Source organism: Paenibacillus sp. CAU 1782 (genome assembly GCF_054551715.1).
In genome coordinates, this window is the sequence record NZ_JBTOLL010000003.1 from 1 (window position 1) to 16,256 (window position 16,256).

11 protein-coding genes are annotated in these 16,256 nt (G+C 49.1%); 10 read left to right on the forward strand and 1 reads right to left on the reverse strand.

The features are described from left to right. Positions 1-368 precede the first annotated feature (368 nt). The 5 genes from ACX93W_RS10810 to ACX93W_RS10830 all read left to right on the forward strand — a co-directional run bounded on the left by ACX93W_RS10810 (position 369) and on the right by ACX93W_RS10830 (position 6,169). Entirely contained in the window at positions 369-1,520 is a 1,152-nt protein-coding gene (locus ACX93W_RS10810) for a YhgE/Pip domain-containing protein (RefSeq protein WP_459392382.1), read from the forward strand. A 147-nt stretch (positions 1,521-1,667) separates the two neighbouring features. Beyond that, positions 1,668-2,549, forward strand: a complete 882-nt coding sequence (locus tag ACX93W_RS10815; protein ID WP_459392383.1) for a helix-turn-helix domain-containing protein — start codon at positions 1,668-1,670, stop codon at positions 2,547-2,549. Positions 2,550-2,683: 134 nt separating this feature from the next. Next, positions 2,684-3,961 (forward strand): glycoside hydrolase family 27 protein, encoded by a 1,278-nt coding sequence (locus tag ACX93W_RS10820; protein ID WP_459392384.1) that lies wholly within the window; start codon positions 2,684-2,686, stop codon positions 3,959-3,961. Between the two features lie 30 nt (positions 3,962-3,991). After that, positions 3,992-5,812, forward strand: a complete 1,821-nt coding sequence (locus tag ACX93W_RS10825) for a family 43 glycosylhydrolase (protein WP_459392385.1) — start codon at positions 3,992-3,994, stop codon at positions 5,810-5,812. Positions 5,813-5,896: 84 nt separating this feature from the next. Further along, the gene (locus ACX93W_RS10830; RefSeq protein ID WP_459392386.1) at positions 5,897-6,169 is read left to right on the forward strand and encodes a hypothetical protein; all 273 of its coding nucleotides are present in this window, start codon (positions 5,897-5,899) and stop codon (positions 6,167-6,169) included. Positions 6,170-6,333: 164 nt separating this feature from the next. On the opposite strand, the gene ACX93W_RS10835 is transcribed toward ACX93W_RS10830, so the two are convergent. After that, the gene (locus ACX93W_RS10835) at positions 6,334-7,143 is read right to left on the reverse strand and encodes an alpha/beta fold hydrolase (protein ID WP_459392387.1); all 810 of its coding nucleotides are present in this window, start codon (positions 7,141-7,143) and stop codon (positions 6,334-6,336) included. Positions 7,144-7,454: 311 nt separating this feature from the next. Here ACX93W_RS10835 and ACX93W_RS10840 point away from each other — a divergent pair, with 311 nt between their 5' ends. From ACX93W_RS10840 to ACX93W_RS10860, 5 genes are all read left to right on the forward strand, one after another. Further along, positions 7,455-9,662, forward strand: coding sequence for a helix-turn-helix domain-containing protein (locus ACX93W_RS10840; RefSeq protein ID WP_459392388.1), 2,208 nt, complete (start codon positions 7,455-7,457; stop codon positions 9,660-9,662). Between the two features lie 422 nt (positions 9,663-10,084). Then, the gene (locus ACX93W_RS10845; protein ID WP_459392389.1) at positions 10,085-11,059 is read left to right on the forward strand and encodes an ABC transporter permease; all 975 of its coding nucleotides are present in this window, start codon (positions 10,085-10,087) and stop codon (positions 11,057-11,059) included. Then, on the forward strand, positions 11,059-11,934 hold the full coding sequence (locus tag ACX93W_RS10850; RefSeq protein WP_459392390.1) for a carbohydrate ABC transporter permease: 876 nt from the start codon (positions 11,059-11,061) through the stop codon (positions 11,932-11,934). The genes ACX93W_RS10845 and ACX93W_RS10850 overlap by 1 nt, the downstream gene beginning before the upstream one ends. A gap of 81 nt (positions 11,935-12,015) precedes the next feature. After that, positions 12,016-13,629: an extracellular solute-binding protein gene (locus ACX93W_RS10855; RefSeq protein WP_459392391.1), complete on the forward strand. Its 1,614-nt coding sequence runs from the start codon at positions 12,016-12,018 to the stop codon at positions 13,627-13,629. A 308-nt stretch (positions 13,630-13,937) separates the two neighbouring features. Then, positions 13,938-15,401 carry a glycosyl hydrolase family 28 protein gene (locus tag ACX93W_RS10860; protein ID WP_459392392.1) on the forward strand — a complete coding sequence of 488 codons (1,464 nt, stop codon included), beginning with the start codon at positions 13,938-13,940 and terminating at the stop codon, positions 15,399-15,401. Positions 15,402-16,256 lie beyond the last annotated feature (855 nt).

Below are 16,256 nucleotides of genomic sequence, written 5' to 3' on the forward strand. Positions count from 1 at the left end.
TAACGGACATCAATGTCCGTTACAAACGCAAAAAGTTAAAAAATAAGCGCTAACGGACACGGATGTCCATTAGCGTTTTTAATTGAATCAGATACGCGGATCGGCTTTTTGGACAGCCCCTTTTTTATGCAGAGATAGATAAGATCGAATCCCATTTCCAGAAATCTGAATAAAAAATAAATACATTGACAATGAATTAATTTTATGCAGGGTGTTGACAGGGGGGTGTTATTATAGTTTTGTTCACTTTCGTCACTATTCAGACACAGATAAAGAGACCCGGGAAACTCCATCTTGCTGTTAGTGAGGAGAGAGTGAAAAATCTATTTTACGTCCTGCCGAAATGCAAGGAGAAAGGATTAAACATCATGAAAACAGCATTGAACACCTTTTTCAAAAAACCAACAACCAAAGTGGGGATCATTACAGCTATTATGTTTCAGATCATTTTTTCTGTGATCTGGATGACCGGTTATAACGACACGACAAGTGCTGATCGTTTGAAAAATCTAAGTGTAGGTATCGTTTCGCTGGATACCGAGATGGGCCCAGAGATCGCTAAACAACTTCAGGATTCACTGCCTGTCAACACGCTGCTGGTTATGGATGAATTCACTGCGAAAAATCAGTTGAATGAGCGCGAATTGCAAATGGTCATTACTATCCCGGCCGACTTTACACAACATGCGATGAATGTGGATGGGAAAGCAATGTTACATTTTGATATTAATGAGTCCAATGCCGCAACAGTAAAGAGCATGATGGGTAACATCGCAACCCAGGTAACATCCGCTGTTAATAAACAGGCCATTACTTTAAGTGCAGCAAAATTGCTGGAGCAAACCAATATGCCTGCACAGCAAGCGGAAAGTGCCGCCGAGTTATTGTCAGAACGAGTCATGCCCGAGATTGCCTATTCAAATCCCGTCCAAGGTATGAATAACCAGATGGTACCGATGATGATGGTCCTTGCCGGGTACATCGGTGCGATGCTTTTGAGCCTAAATCTTCAACAATCGGCAATGATGACATCATCTCAATTGGGGCGTTGGCAACAGTTTGCGGCACGGGGCATCATTAACATTGTCTCGTCGGTCGTCGTTTCATTAGTCGGAACTACGCTCCTCGTTGCATTAGGCGGACAAATTGAGCAAGGATTTTTCGCGGTCTGGGGTTTTCAAGCCTTGTTTATTTTGACCTTTATGTTTGTTTCTCAGCTATTCCTGATCGTATTCGGCAGCGCAGGCATGTTGTTGAATATTATGACCCTATCCTCTCAGCTCGTGACTTCCGGGGCGACGATGCCTCGTGAATTGCTATCAGATTTTTACCATGGATTAGGCACGATTTTGCCTGCAACCTACGCAGTGGAAGGAAGCATGAACCTGTTGTACGGGGGACCCGGGGTCGCGTCACAGTCAATGGCACTTCTCTTGATTATGATCATTTCGATCGCGGCTGCCTCATTAGCCGTTGCTTTGCGCAAAACCTCAAAAATAAAGCAGCAGGCACAGAATTAATCAATGAATAAGACCGTGTTGTATGCGGAGCAATGTAGTAAGGATGGCAAGCTATGCTATATTACATTCACGGGATTATGGTATGGTGTAATGAATGACATTTATTTTGAAACTCAAGAAAAAAAGCTGTGAAAGGAGTATAGTGGCATGACGCTGGAGCAGCATAGAGGCACCTATGGATTTCGTTTTGCCGAGCAGCCCGGCCTCCCTCTTTGCGGTTTGTTTGCTATCGGATTTGAACTGGAGCGTAGTCATACCTATAATTGGAACGGTTTGACAAGAACCGACGGGCCTCTCCTGTTATTCCAATATACGCTGGAGGGGCGGGGCGAGCTGGAGGTTGAGGGAAGACATTACCGAATGGAGCGGGGACAAGCCTTTCTCGTTGAAATACCGGGAAATCACCGCTACTGGCTGCCTGACGATACGGAGGAATGGGAGTTTCTCTATATCCTGCTCCGGCCCCATCCCGTAATGGGCATATGGGAGGAGATCAAGGGAAGGATTGGCGAGACGCCTTATTTGCCGCAAGGAAGCGGGCCAATCGCAGCTCTCAATGACTTATACCGGGAAGCGCTTACAGGCAAAATCACCGATCCTTACACCGCATCAGCACATACCTATCGTTTTATCATGGAGCTTGCCCGTTTTTCCATGAACAAAGGCGCTGCAGGCGCGGATTGGCCGCCAGCCGTTAAAGCAGCGGTACAATTTATGGAAACCAACTACAGCGAGATGGTGGGACAGGAACAGCTGGCGCAGGAGGTTGGCGTCTCCAAATATCATTTTTTGCGTACCTTTGCGGCATTTACGGGCATGACGCCAGGCGAATATTTGAGCCGGATTCGTATTGAAAAAGCCATATCTCTGCTGCGCCAAAGCAACCTCAGCATCGAGGAGGTGGCCGCCTCCGTCGGCTATTCCAGCGGCAGCTATTTTATCAAGGTGTTTCGCAAGCTGACTGGGCATACGCCCGCCCGTTTCCGTTCGTCGAGGGAGCTTCCTTACAGCAGGCTTTTTTTTGATTAATGGCCATGCTTGTAAAAGAGCAATTTTGTGCTATTCATGAAAAAATATTACGGTGGAATAGCGTTTTTGCAGGATATATGATTAGAGTATATCTGCAATAAATGACCATTCATCATATACTGGGAGGTTTTTTCATGAATCATCATCAAGTTGCGCCAACTCCGCCTTTGGGCTGGAACAGCTGGGACTGCTACGGCGCCAGCGTAACGGAGTCCGAAGTTCGCGGCAACGCTGATTATATGGCTCAACATTTGAAGGAGCACGGCTGGGAATATATCGTAGTTGATATTCAATGGTCCGAGCCAGGGGCGGTTTCGGATGCCTACCGGCCATTCGTTAGACTGGAGATGGATGACTACTCCCGTTTGATTCCGGCAGTAAACCGCTTCCCGTCTGCGGAAGGCGGACAAGGATTTAAGCCGCTTGGCGATTACGTGCATGGGCTAGGTCTGAAATTCGGCATTCATATTATGCGCGGCATTCCTCGCCAAGCCGTTCACGACAACACGCCGATTAAAGGAACAAACCTAAAGGCGCGCGATATCGCCCATACCTGCTCCTTCTGCGGATGGAATACGGATATGTACGGCGTTGACGCTTCCAAAGCAGGCGCGCAGGAATATTACAACTCATTGTTCGAAATGTATGCGGAATGGGGCGTCGACTACATCAAGGTTGACGATATCGCCGATTCCTGGCTGCATGGCGGAACCCATCTGGGCGAGATTGAACTGATCCGCAAAGCGATCGATCATGCTGGCCGTCCGATGGTGCTTAGTCTGTCGCCGGGACCTGCGCCCGTCAAACATGCCGACTTCTTTGAAGCCAACGCCAACTTGTGGAGAATGACGGACGACTTCTGGGACAAATGGTCGCTGCTGCTTGATATGTTCGACCGCTGCGAAACGTGGGAAGGCAGACCAAAGCCGGGCTGTTGGCCGGACTGCGACATGCTTCCGCTCGGCCGGATCGGCATTCGGAGCAACTCCGGAGACCGCTGGACAAACTTCACGAAGGACGAGCAGGTTACCATGATGACATTGTGGAGCATATTCCGCTCCCCGCTTATGTTTGGCGGCGAGATGCGCGACAATGACGAGTGGACGCTGTCGCTTCTGACTAACAGCGACGTGCTGCACATGCATCGCAATAGCTCCGGAGCCAGGAAGGTTAGCCGCGCGGAGGGCAAGGTCGTCTGGACGGCGCAAGGGCCGGATGGTGAAACTTATGCTGCGCTGTTCAATACGAATGATGAATCAACGGACGTATCCGTTACGTTGTCGGAGCTGGGCCTTTCCGAAGAGACCGGCGAAGCAAAGGAACTTTGGAGTGGAAATACCGTGCAATTTGCAGGCGGCAAGCTGGGAGCGATCGTGCCTCCGCATGGAGCGGCATTGTACCGTTTGGGTTAATAACGCTGAAAGATGAAAGGAAGAAGCCCCATGTCGATTGATCATGAACAAGGCTATATTCTATGCTACACGCGTTTGCCTCAAGAAGAATTGTTGTATGCGCCAAAGCTGGCTTACAGCATGCATCTGGCCTACAGCAAGAACGGTCGTGCCTACAAGGCGCTGAATAACAACTCCGGCGTGTTTTTTGCCAAAGCGACGGATAACGAAAACGGCACGCTCACAGCCAAAAGCCTGAAAAAGCCTTATCTGTTTGCGCTTAAGGATGGCGGTTTTGGCGTAATGGCAATCCGTACGGAGGCAGACGGCGCAAATGACGAGTTGAGCAAAGGCAGCGTTCTGCTTGCTGTAACGAACGATCTGCTTCAATACGAGGAAATTGGCTTGCTCGACCTCAAAGGCAGCGTTTTTGTAGAGGATGCTGCTTGCCATTACAGCGAAGCTAAAAAGGGATACGTGATCACCTGGTCAGATGAGTCGGGGAAGGGGTATGAAAACGTCATCGCCGATCTCTCGAAGCCGGGTGAAATCTCCGCACCGGCATTGGCGCAACCTCCTGTTCTGGAGTCTGTGTCCGCGGAGATCGAAGGTATTCAAGCCCGGAATCACATCGCTGTGCCAAAAAGCATTGCCGACCGTCTTGTCGGCAAGCTGACTTCTCCCCATCATGTCGGAACCGAAGGGCCAGGTGCCATTACGGTTTCCGGCAAGGCGCAGCTGCGTGAAGTGAAGGCCAAAGCCCTATACAGCGACGGCACGGTTTCGCCAAAAAATGTGGATTGGCAGACTGAAGGCGTGGATTGGTCGAGCGAAGGCACCTATGAAATAAAAGGAACGCTGCGCCAGACATTTTTTGACTTCCCCTTTGCGTCCCATCGGGCTGATCCCAACATCGCCAGATGGAAGGGAAAGTATTATTTTATCGCAACAAATGATGCCGACGGGCAAAAAACGTTTTCGGTGCGGGAAGCTGAAACGTTGGAGGGCCTTGTCGATGCTCAAGAGGTGCAAATTATCAATTCGGAGACTTATGAGCATATCGGCGGATTGTTATGGGCGCCTGAATTCCATATCATAGAAGACGATTTGTATATTTTCCATGCGGCGACGCCAAAGGAATTTTTTGAAGAAGAAGCTCATGTGATGAAGCTGAAAAAAGACGGAAACCCCTTAAGCGCCGGAGATTGGTCGGAGCCAAGGCGCGTGGTGCGGATGGACGGTTCGGATCTGTGCGAAGCGGGAAAAACCATTTCGCTGGATATGACGGTGATTCATTGGGAAGGCGAAATTTACGCGGCATGGTCGGAGCGGCAGTTTCTTCCCGATGATCTAGGGGCTTGGCTCTATCTGGCCAAGCTGGACTTAAAGGAGCCGTGGAGGCTGGCAAGCGAACCTATCCTCCTCTCCAAGCCCGATTATGGCTGGGCCAACAACAGAACCTTTGTGGATGAAGGACCGTTTCCTCTTTATGGGGAAAACAAGCTGTTTCTGACCTTTTCCAGCGCGGCGACGGACGCTTCTTATTGCGTAGGATTGCTTACCATTGATAATGGAGCGGATTTGCTGAACCCCGCCAACTGGACTAAGGGCAACTATCCGTTGTTGACCTCCCGGAACGTGCCGGGAGAATACGGTCCGGGGCATAACTCCTATGTTACGGATGATGATGGCATCGTATGGAATGTCTACCACGCCAAAGCTGGATTGGATGATCCGCGCTGCTCCGGTCTGCGGCGAGTTCATTTTGACGGCGAGGGTTATCCCGTCCTTGATTTGACGCAGGATAAAGATTTGAATGAAGCGCTAGCCGAGGTAACCGCCACGGTGACCGTTAAGCCGGAATACCGGTAAATGGTCGATTGATCGGTGACTAGCTGGTATAATACTAGCGAATAGAAATAATCTGCGGCAGCTAGCAGTCTGGGAGGAATTGCAATGAAAATCGTAGAAAATTCAATTTTGATCCTGGATGAAAATGATATTTCGAGTTTTTATTGTTACCGTGACCTGGACGGCATGCCATATCGTGATTCCTTTCAATTTGAGTTGAAGCTCCAGAAAGTTGTTATTCCTCCGGGGTCTATTACAGGCGTACGCTTCCAGTCGATTGAGGAAGACGATGAGGAAGAGGTTTTGGAGGAGATACTGCAGGCGGTTCGAGGCGTTCTTTCCGAGATGAATGCTTTTGCTTCGGGAGGGACGGAGTAGAGGTTTGATCCGCTCCGTTTGTATTGGCGGGCAGTAACAGCCGGTTCTCATTTCAATTATGCGGTTAGAGCCGCTGCGATTCATGAACAATGTCCCGAAGGGCGACTTTTGTCTGCCAAACGATGCGGTTCAATAATCGCAGCGGCTCTTTTTGCATCCACTCCTTACCCGATAAAACCAAGAAGCTCGCGGTTAAAGGTTTCCCGCTGATCGTAGAATAAGCCATGCCCGCTTTCCTCCAACGGCACCAGCTTGGAATGGGCAATGCCTTGGTTTTGGGCGAGCGCCAGCGGGTAGAGGCAGACCTGATCGTGAATGCCATGCAGAATCAGCGTTGGCACTCTGATTTGCCCCAAATCCTGAAATAGCGTCTCCGCGATCCAGGAATGCGCGACAGCAATCGTTGCCCAGCTTGCCGCCTGCAGTCCTAATTGGAAAAACCATTCCGAAAAAGGAGCGGTCACTTTTTTGTAGAAAAGCTTTTCGCCAAAATCCCACACCAGCTGTGGCCGATCGGTATGAGCGGCATGAATAATTTCTTCTACATCGCTAAGCTTCAATCCATACGGAAACCCGGGACGCTGGATGAGGCTTGGCGCCGCAGCCGCAAAAAGAGCCAGCTTGGAGACGCCGTGTCCTTGATGCCGTGCCATGTAACGTATGGCGACTGCGCCGCCTGTGGAGTGTCCGGAGAGAGTAATGCCGCGCAAGCCTAATGCATCGATTACGCCTCTGACATCGTCGGCAAGCGTATTGTAATCGTAACCCCACACCGGTTTGTCGGAGAGCCCATACCCTCTCATATCAATTCCGATACAGCGAATGCCAGCCCCGATAAGGGCATTGTATTGATACTCAAACATTCTGTGGTTGGCCGGCCATCCATGAATAAACAAAATCGGATTCCGCCCCCCGGGGTTTATATCGTTAACATAGATCCTCACATCCGGCGCTACCCTGACCCAATATTCCACAACCTATCCCGCCCTTCCAAATGCTTGATAACGCAACTTGCGTTTTCGCGTATTTCTTCTCCCTATATTCATTTATATCTTTTGGGCGCTTGGAACATGATTGTTTTATTGGCGGCAGCTTCCGGTTGCGCGGAAAAAACATGGGAATGAAAGATCACACATAAAAATCAAAAAAACTGCAATGGAAAAGCGCTTTCAATAAAGTGTCAAACACTATACACTTAAGCTAGCGTTTATAAAAAATATGCCGTTTTTGCCGTTGCGGGCAAGAAGGGCATATTTTCACTTACTAGAGGGGGCGAGTGAAAACGATGTCCAAATATAGAAGCAGTGTTTTCACTTCAATGATTTTTTCGTATACGGTGATGGCTGTCATTCTGATTTCATTGGCGGGCGGATATTTATATACGCGAGCTAGCGGGTTAATGAAGGAAGAGATGGCTAGAGACAGCCAGCAGAGACTGGAGTCGGCACGAGACTATATTGAAGAAACGCTGCTGCTGAAGCTGGAAAACTTCGCACAGAACATCTCGCTGTCAGCCGGTTTTGCCAAAAATGATGCCAATCTGAATTACCTGCTCGATAATACGTGGCAGGGCAACTCCAGCCGGATTGCTCTGTTCAGCAAAGCGCTGGAGATGTATGCGCTGACGAATGACGGCGTATTTAATTCAACCATCTATTTTAAAAGCGGCAATTACGTGATCGACAAAACGTCGTTTTTTATGGCCCCGGGCAACTCCAAGGATTCCGCCTTTATGGAGAAGCTTTCGCCCGATCTGCACGGACACTGGATTGCGCGGGAGTTGCCGGACGGACAACAAGCGCTGACCTTTGTATTGAAGCTGCCGTACAATCAGCCTAGTCTAGAGCCGAAAGGTTACCTCTTCCTGGATGCAACGGTCGATTATTTGGAAAATGCGATTGCTCAAATCGTGACTTCGCCCCATGAAAAATTGTATGTGTTCGATGAAGGACAACGACTGATTATGGCGACCGGAGCCAACAGCATGGATTATGCCGAGGTGGTGCGGGAGGCGATTTCGGATCCCCAGCCGTTGATCGAGGTGCCGTTACGTGATGAGGGGGATGCGATCTTGTCGCATATGATTTCCTCTCAGCCGGGGCTGGGCTGGAGTTTTGCCATCATACGTCCGGTTCAAAGCTTCTCGCTGTCGTTCGCGGGCTTCAAAAACAGCATTTTTATGATTTGCGGCATCGTGCTCCTTGTAGGAATTCTGATGTCGTATCTATTTTCTAAAAAGCTGTATATGCCTATGCAGGGGCTGCTGCAGCGCATTGGAACCAGCTATGGCCATCCGGCCCAGACAACAGGCAATGAATATGCCTATATCGGCAATGCCTTAAACCAGATGGATCAGAAGATATCTCGCCTGGAAACCAGCGCCAAACAAAACGAAATGAAAAACCTGGTGCTGGGCGCCAATCTCAATCTGGAGTTTACCGGCGATTTTCCGGAAAAAATGGCATTGCTGACGGCTTACATCCGTATTACCAAGGGCGATGCTACTCAGCTTCGGACGCTGTACGAAGCGATGTACGCTGTTAGGGAATACGAGGTGGTATGCCTGAACGCAGAAGAGGCGGCGATTATATATTTTGTCGATCCCGCCGAGATTCGGCCGGAGGAGCAAATCAAAACCCATCTCGCCGACTTTCGCAGACATGCCGCCGAGCAGCTTTCCTTTGGCGCGGCGTTGGGCCCACGTGTCAGCAGCAGCGATGAAATACCGATTTCCTATCAGTTTGCGAAGAGCACCTTCCGTTATTCCTTCATCTACGGGCCGGAGGCTATTATGTCCTACGCCGAAGTGGCCAGCTACGACGCAGCGCCCCATCTGATGCCTTACGAGCAGTTCGTTAACGCGCTGAAAGCGGGCGACATGGAACAAGCCGGCAGGTTCCTGGACGATTTCTCCGCAACATTGTCTCGAGGCGGTCACCAACTGGAGGCGGTAGAATTAAGTTTGCTGCAGCTGGTGTCGGCGCTTTACCAGGCGGTAATCGACCTGCAATTGCTCAAGGTCGTTCAGCCGTCGAGCCTGTTCGACGAATTAAAGAAGGATTCGCTTGACGATACCATCGCCGCCATACGAAAACATTCGCAGCAGATTGTCCATCATGTCAAGGAATCCGGCGGCCATGCGCATACCGATATTATTTTGCAGCTTAAAGCCTATATTGACGAGCATCTTCATGAAGACTTGTCGCTTAATGTATTATCCGAAAAAGCAGCTTTGGCTCCGGCCTATATTTCCACGCTGTTCGGAGAAGTCATGCGGGAAACCTTCACGGAATATGTAACCCGATCCCGTCTGGACAAAGCCGCAAAGCTGCTGCTTGACGAACCGCGGATGTCGGTTGCGGATGTGGCGTCGCAAGTTGGTTACCGAAACTCCCAATATTTCCACAACAAATTCAAAGTCCGCTTTGGCATAACGCCGGTGCAATACAGAAGGGCATTAAAGGCACAGCAGCAAGTGCCCGAGCATACTTGAGCTGGAAGGGCTGCCGCCATCGACGGAATCAACTTGCTATTGTAGAGCAACGTTGCAACTAGCCGCTCCGGTACATGCGGCACATGGGAGTCCGTTTGACGTTCTCCGGCAGCGCCGAAACTCGTTATCGGCATATGAGGTACCGTTTGATGTTCTCAAGCAGCGCCGAAACTCGCCATCCCGCAATGCGAGGCCCGTTCTGTTACCCAAGCAGCCAGGCACATCACGCCTTCCCCAAGGCGGGATGTGCTTTTTTATTCAAAAGATGCAGCAGAGCCCTTTATCTGATGTTTTTGCAGGTTTTTAAATGATTTTGCAGTAGAAAAAGCGCTTTCACGGTTGTATGTTTGTAATGCGGAGGGGGCAAAGCGCTTGCTTCCGGCATGAACGACAGTGCGACATCCAGAAAGGAGCAAGTTTGAATGAATCCTTCTAGCGCCTTGGGCACGAAACCGGGAAGGCGGGAAAAACCCGGTTTCAAGAGCAGGCTCGCGGAAACGTGGAAACAGTACAAAAAAACAAAATATCTCTTTTTTCTGCTGATCCCTGTTTTGCTATGGTATGCGGTATTTCACTATGGTCCCTTGTACGGGATACAGCTGGCTTTTAAAGATTTTAATGTAAGAGCGGGCATCTGGAACAGCCCGTGGGTAGGCCTTCAGCATTTTGAATATCTGTTTACCCGATCCCCCGATTTTCTGCGAATATTGGGGAATACGGTGATCATCAGTTTGTACCACATCTTATTCGGATTTCCCGCACCGATCATACTGGCTCTCCTGTTTAACGAAATCAGGTTGGCACGGTTTAAGCGGGTGGCGCAAACCATTACGTATTTGCCCCATTTTTTCTCATGGGTCGTGCTTTCCGGCATTTTGGTCACTTTGTTGTCGCCTTCCGTTGGCATTGTCAATTATTTGATCGAGCTGGTTGGTCTGGACCCGATTTATTTCCTGGGTGATAAAGCGTATTTCCGCTTTACGCTGGTCGTATCGGGGATCTGGAAGGAAGTTGGCTGGGGGATGATTATTTACCTGGCTGCGCTTGCGGGGATCGATCCCACTTTATATGAAGCAGCCGTTGTAGACGGAGCCAATCGCTGGCAGCAAATGCTCAAAATTACGCTTCCGTCGATCCTTCCGGTCATCGCGATCCTGTTTATTTTGCGTATGGGAGGCATTTTGGACGCCGGTTTCGACCAGGTGCTCAACCTTTATCATCCCGCGGTCTACGAGGTCGGGGACATACTGGACACGTATGTGTATCGGGTCGGCCTGCAAAACTTCCAGCTTAGCATGACAACAGCCGTAGGTTTGTTTAAGAACGTAATCGCCTTTGCGCTGGTGCTGACCACAAACTTTGTCGTGAAAAAAATGGGACAGGAAGGGATTTTCTGATGGGCATAAAGATGAGCAGCGGCGACAAAATATTTCAGGTCTTTCTGATTTTGTTCATAACGCTTTTATGCATTTCCATGCTTTATCCTTTTGTTCATGTATTGTCGATTTCATTCAGTACGCCGGTAGAAGCGCGCAGGCTGGGCATCCATATCTTCCCGATGGAGATATCGCTGTATGCCTGGGAGCGTGTGCTTAACACCACCAATATTTGGACCGGCCTTGGCAACTCGGTATTTCGGACGGTTGTGGGGACGGCTCTGTCGCTGGTCTTTATGTCGATGGCGGCTTACCCGCTGTCCCGGAGGTATTTGCCGCACCGCACCTTCTATACGATGTTTATCGTGTTTACGATGTTTTTCAGCGGCGGGTTAATTCCGACGTATCTGCTAATTAAGGGGATTGGACTGATCGATAGCCGTCTCGTCTACATTATTCCGACTCTGATCAGTACTTTTTCGATGCTGATCCTGCGCAACTTCTTTATGAGCATTCCGGATGAAATCGAGGATTCCGCCAAAATCGACGGAGCCAACGATATGCGTATTTTGTTCGGGATCGTCATTCCGCTGTCAAAGCCTATTTTGGCCACGTTGGCATTATGGGGCGCGGTCGCTCATTGGAATGCCTGGTTTGACGCTGTATTATACATTCAGGACAATTCCAAGCTGGTTTTGCAAACCTTCCTCCGAAGGCTTGTTATAACGGGGGAAGAGCTCCAGATGATCGCCAATCCCGGGAAATCCGAGATCGGCTACGGCGAACCCATCAAGGCGGCAACCATCATGTTTACCGCTTTTCCAATCCTGATGTTTTATCCGTTCCTGCAAAAATATTTCGTTAAAGGCATTATGGTAGGCTCGCTAAAAGGTTAATCTGGTTTAGCCGGAGGGCCTGACCGACCGGGCCTTCCGTTTAAATACTGAGTCATTCAACATAAAAAGGGAGGATTTACCTTGCAAAAAAGAAAAAGCATTGCAATGACAGCTGCGGCAGCTTTGCTGTCCGTGTCTCTTCTCGCCGGGTGCAGCGGCGGCAATAATGGCAACAATGGCAGCAAAAACGAACCGGGGCCGTCGAACTCATCGCAGCCTGCGGAATCCCCGGACGCAAACAGCCCTTATGGAAAAACGATTGAAATTACGATAGCCAATACGTTTGATCCGCCAAAGGATGACGGCAACTACGCCCAGAAATATCTGGAGGAAAAGTTTAACGTTAAAATCAAAAACATCAAATTCGAACGCGCCACTTGGAAGGAACAAATCAACGTCATGCTGACGAGCGGCGAAATTCCGGATATTTTGCCTGGTGACGCGATCGACTCGGACATGGTTCAATGGGCGCGCCAAGGGATTATCGCCAGCATTTCCGAAGAAGACATTCGTACCTATATGCCAAGCTATGTAGCGGATTTTGAGGCGGTTGCGCCAAATGCCTGGATTGTTGGACGTTACCAGGGCAAAAACTGGGGCGTTCCCCGGGTATGGCATAACGGCTCGACGGGATTCCTTCCGGCTTATAACGGCGACTGGCTGGAAGCAATCGGTTACTCCGAACCTCCTAAAAATTTGACGGAGCTTGAAGACGTGTTGACGAAGTTTACGTTTGAGGACCCCGACAAAAACGGCAAAAACGATACCTACGGCATGACGGGAAGAGCCAAGGACGCAACAAATCAAATGTTTAACTCTGTCTTTTCGGCCTTTGGCATCAATCCCTATCAATATGCGGTAGGCGCTGACGGCAACCTGGTTTATTCCGGTTTGTCAGAGGAGACGAGACAAGGCTTGAAGCTGCTGAATAGCTGGTATGAAAAAGGCATCATTGATCCCGAGTTTATCACGGACGATAACGGCAAAATTCAAGAAAAGTTTGTAAGCGCGCGCACCGGCATGTTCGATACGGGCATGTGGCATCACCTTTACGATGACGGTTATTTTGGCCAAATTTCGATCGAGCAGGGAAGAAAGCTGGTCGTTGGACCGCCGGTCGCGGGACCAAACGGTGAAGGTTACTCCATGTCAAACGGCGCATTGCAAGCCCCCATGCTGTTTGGCGCGCAGCTTGAGGATGATGAGGAAAAAAGAGTGCGCATTCTGCAAATGCTTGAGTATATGGCAACAAACGAAGAAGGTTATTTGAAAACGGTGTATGGCGAAGAAGGCGTTTCTTATACGTTTGACGGCGACGTTGTTGTTTGGACAGACGAATACAGCATTGCCGACAAGCGGGCGGAAATGGGGATCGGGGGATTCTATAACGCGTTGAACGGCCGCGTGGTGGCGATGGAGAAGTTCTACATGACGCCAGATAAAATCTCATTCCGCGAAAAATATACAAGCGGCGTAAAAGTGATAACGGATGCGCTGGGTCCGGCGGTATTGGAATCCAAGCCGAAATACGACGAAATTTTGCGCTCGATGCAGGATCAGTTTTTCGTTAAAGCAATCAGCGGCGAAGTGGATACCGACAAAGGTTTCGACGAGTTCGTATCGCAATGGCTGAAATCCGGCGGTCAGGAAGTGCTGGACGAAGTGAATAAAGTGTACAAGGAACGTAATGTGTAGCACTCCAAAGGAACAAGTATAATCCTTAAACTTTTCTCTTCACAGCAAATAGTTATAGCACAACCACTTTCAGATCAAAGGAATATAGCATAATTTTTAGATCAAAGGAATGTAGTATAACCTTCTTCAGATCAAAGGAGTGTAGTATAACCTTTTTCAGATCAAAGGAGTGTAGTATAACCTTCTTCAGATCAAAGGAATGTAGCGCTTAAACTGTTTTTCGCATCAAAATAGCTTTATTCAAAGCGCCGCCATCCGGCAGTTTCTGCGGGACGGCGGCGACTCTTTTTCATCGGGGGGCGAATCTGGTGGTCAATAGATTGGTTGTGTACGATGCGCCGGCGGCGGCTAACGGTAATAATGATTTTGTAGTATGGGCAAGAACGCCGGGAGGCGAGTGGAAAGAATTGTTCGTGTATGAAGTAAAGGTGGATATGCATCAGGTTCGTAAAGCCTCCTTGGTTTATTTTGATATGGAGGGAGAGGTGGAAATTTGCGTCGAACCTCGCAAGTCGCAAGTAGTCACCGTGCAAATTCGGCCTTTATCCAAGGCGGTTCCTTATTTGCTGGAGGGCAACCGCATCCTGTTCAAGCTGAGCGGCCCGGCAAAGCTATCCGTTGAAATAAACGACGAGCGCTTTTCCAACCTGCATTTGTTTGGCAATCCGCTGCAGCATGAGCAGCCCGACACGGATTCCGAGGGCGTCATTCTATTGAATCCAGCCGTTCACCGGACCATCGACATTGTACGCAAGGCCGTGGAACAGAAGGAAGCGGGAGGTCCCCGTCCGTTGCTTTATTTTGCGCCGGGGATGCATTATTTGGAGGAGACGCTGCTGCACATCCCTTCGGGAACGGATGTTTATCTTGCAGGCGGCGCCGTATTGGTGGGATCGCTGGTTTGCGATCATGTAGAGGATGTGTCCATATATGGGCGAGGCATTGTTTATCTATCCGATTTTCATCGCTTTTCCTCATTTCGGGGAATCCGCATCGTATTTTCAAAGCGTATATTGATTGAAGGCATTATAACGGTTGATCCGCCCCATTACAGCATCTACATCGGAAAGTCGGAGCAAATCCGCATCGAAAATTTCAAGACCTTCAGCACAAGAGGGTGGTCGGACGGCATTGATATTATGGCAAGTCAAAATATCGTCATACACGATGTCTTTTTGCGAACCTCCGACGACAGCATCGCCATTTACGGCAGCCGGTGGGACTTCTACGGCGATTCCTGCAATATTAAGGTGACGAATGCTATTCTATGGGCAGACGTGGCGCATCCGCTCATGATCGGGACTCATGGCGATCATCATCGGGACGGTGACTTCATTGAAAATATTCACTATGAAAACATCGACATTCTGGAGCATCACGAGCCGCAGGAAAATTACTGGGGAGCCATGACCATCAACGCCGGAGACAAAAACACGGTGCGCAACGTAAAATACAAAAACATTCGGGTCGAGGATTTTGAACTGGGGCAGCTGCTGGATATTCGCGTAATTTGGAACAAGGATTATAATCCTGTGCCGGGCAGCCGGATCGAGGGGATTCATTACTCCGATATTGTCTACAACGGGTCAAATCGCAATCCGTCGCGCATTTACGGCTTTAGCCAGGATCGCCTTGTAAAAGGCGTTGTTTTCCAAAATGTTGTTATTAACGGAGTACCGGTCACGGATGCGCAATCCGGAAATCTGGCGATCAATGAATTCGCGCATGATATTTCATTTATCGTCGACGGAAGTAAGCCGCTTGATGAGTGAAGTCGCATGGAGAGTGCCATCGCTTGAAGAGTGAGGCCATTTGGCGAGTGAAGGCGCTTGAAGAGTGGAAGCATTTGGCTAATGAAGGCGCCTGAAGAGTGGAACCATTTGGCTAGTGAAGGCGCTTGAAGAGTGAAGCCAATTGGGTGGTGATTACGCTTGAAGAGTGAAGCTGACAGAGCGATTGAAATGAGCAATAGTAATAGGGCAATTGTAATCACCTTATTTGAAACGCATTGGGGATTTCATTATTTTTATGAAATCTGAAAACGATGACTCGTAGCGGCAAAATAAAAAAGCGCATGCTGCTTGCAGGAATGGTGGAGAAACCACTAATCCAGTAGCAGCTGCGCTTTTTTGCGTGTTGCGATTGCGATCATATCAAGCTTATGCCGATCTGCATGTTGCGATTATAGCAAGCTTACGCCGATTTATGTTGGGATTATTGCAAGCTTACGCCGATTTATGTTGCGATTATAGCAAGCTTATGCCGATTTGCGTGGTGCCAAATATTATCGGCTTAAGAAATTCAGTCGCAGGATTCATTCGCAGAGATTCAGTCGAAGAGGAACAGTCCTAGAGAGTCAATCCATGAGATTTTGTCATGATTCAGTCCCAGGATGCAGTCCTTGAGATTTGAAAAGCATTGGCGTTCTCAAGATTTTTGAGGTCCTTATGCTCTTACGGACATTCATGACCGTTAGACCTCGATTTCCGGGTACTTTGCATTTCTAATGGTCATGCATGTCCATTAAAGCCGAAAATCTCGAAAAAATCGAGGAAAAAAGGCTGTAACGGACAAAAATGTCCATTAGAATTCAAAATACAATGGAAATTGGCTTCTAACGGACATTT

Excerpts from the sequence above, each read along its gene's own strand:
- ACX93W_RS10845 (WP_459392389.1), top strand. The coding sequence starts at position 10,085 with ATGAATCCTTCTAGCGCCTTGGGCACGAAACCGGGAAGGCGGGAAAAA.
- ACX93W_RS10840 (WP_459392388.1), top strand. The coding sequence starts at position 7,455 with ATGTCCAAATATAGAAGCAGTGTTTTCACTTCAATGATTTTTTCGTAT.
- ACX93W_RS10815 (WP_459392383.1), top strand. The coding sequence starts at position 1,668 with ATGACGCTGGAGCAGCATAGAGGCACCTATGGATTTCGTTTTGCCGAG.
- ACX93W_RS10825 (WP_459392385.1), top strand. The coding sequence starts at position 3,992 with ATGTCGATTGATCATGAACAAGGCTATATTCTATGCTACACGCGTTTG.
- ACX93W_RS10820 (WP_459392384.1), top strand. The coding sequence starts at position 2,684 with ATGAATCATCATCAAGTTGCGCCAACTCCGCCTTTGGGCTGGAACAGC.
- ACX93W_RS10850 (WP_459392390.1), top strand. The coding sequence starts at position 11,059 with ATGGGCATAAAGATGAGCAGCGGCGACAAAATATTTCAGGTCTTTCTG.
- ACX93W_RS10810 (WP_459392382.1), top strand. The coding sequence starts at position 369 with ATGAAAACAGCATTGAACACCTTTTTCAAAAAACCAACAACCAAAGTG.
- ACX93W_RS10830 (WP_459392386.1), top strand. The coding sequence starts at position 5,897 with ATGAAAATCGTAGAAAATTCAATTTTGATCCTGGATGAAAATGATATT.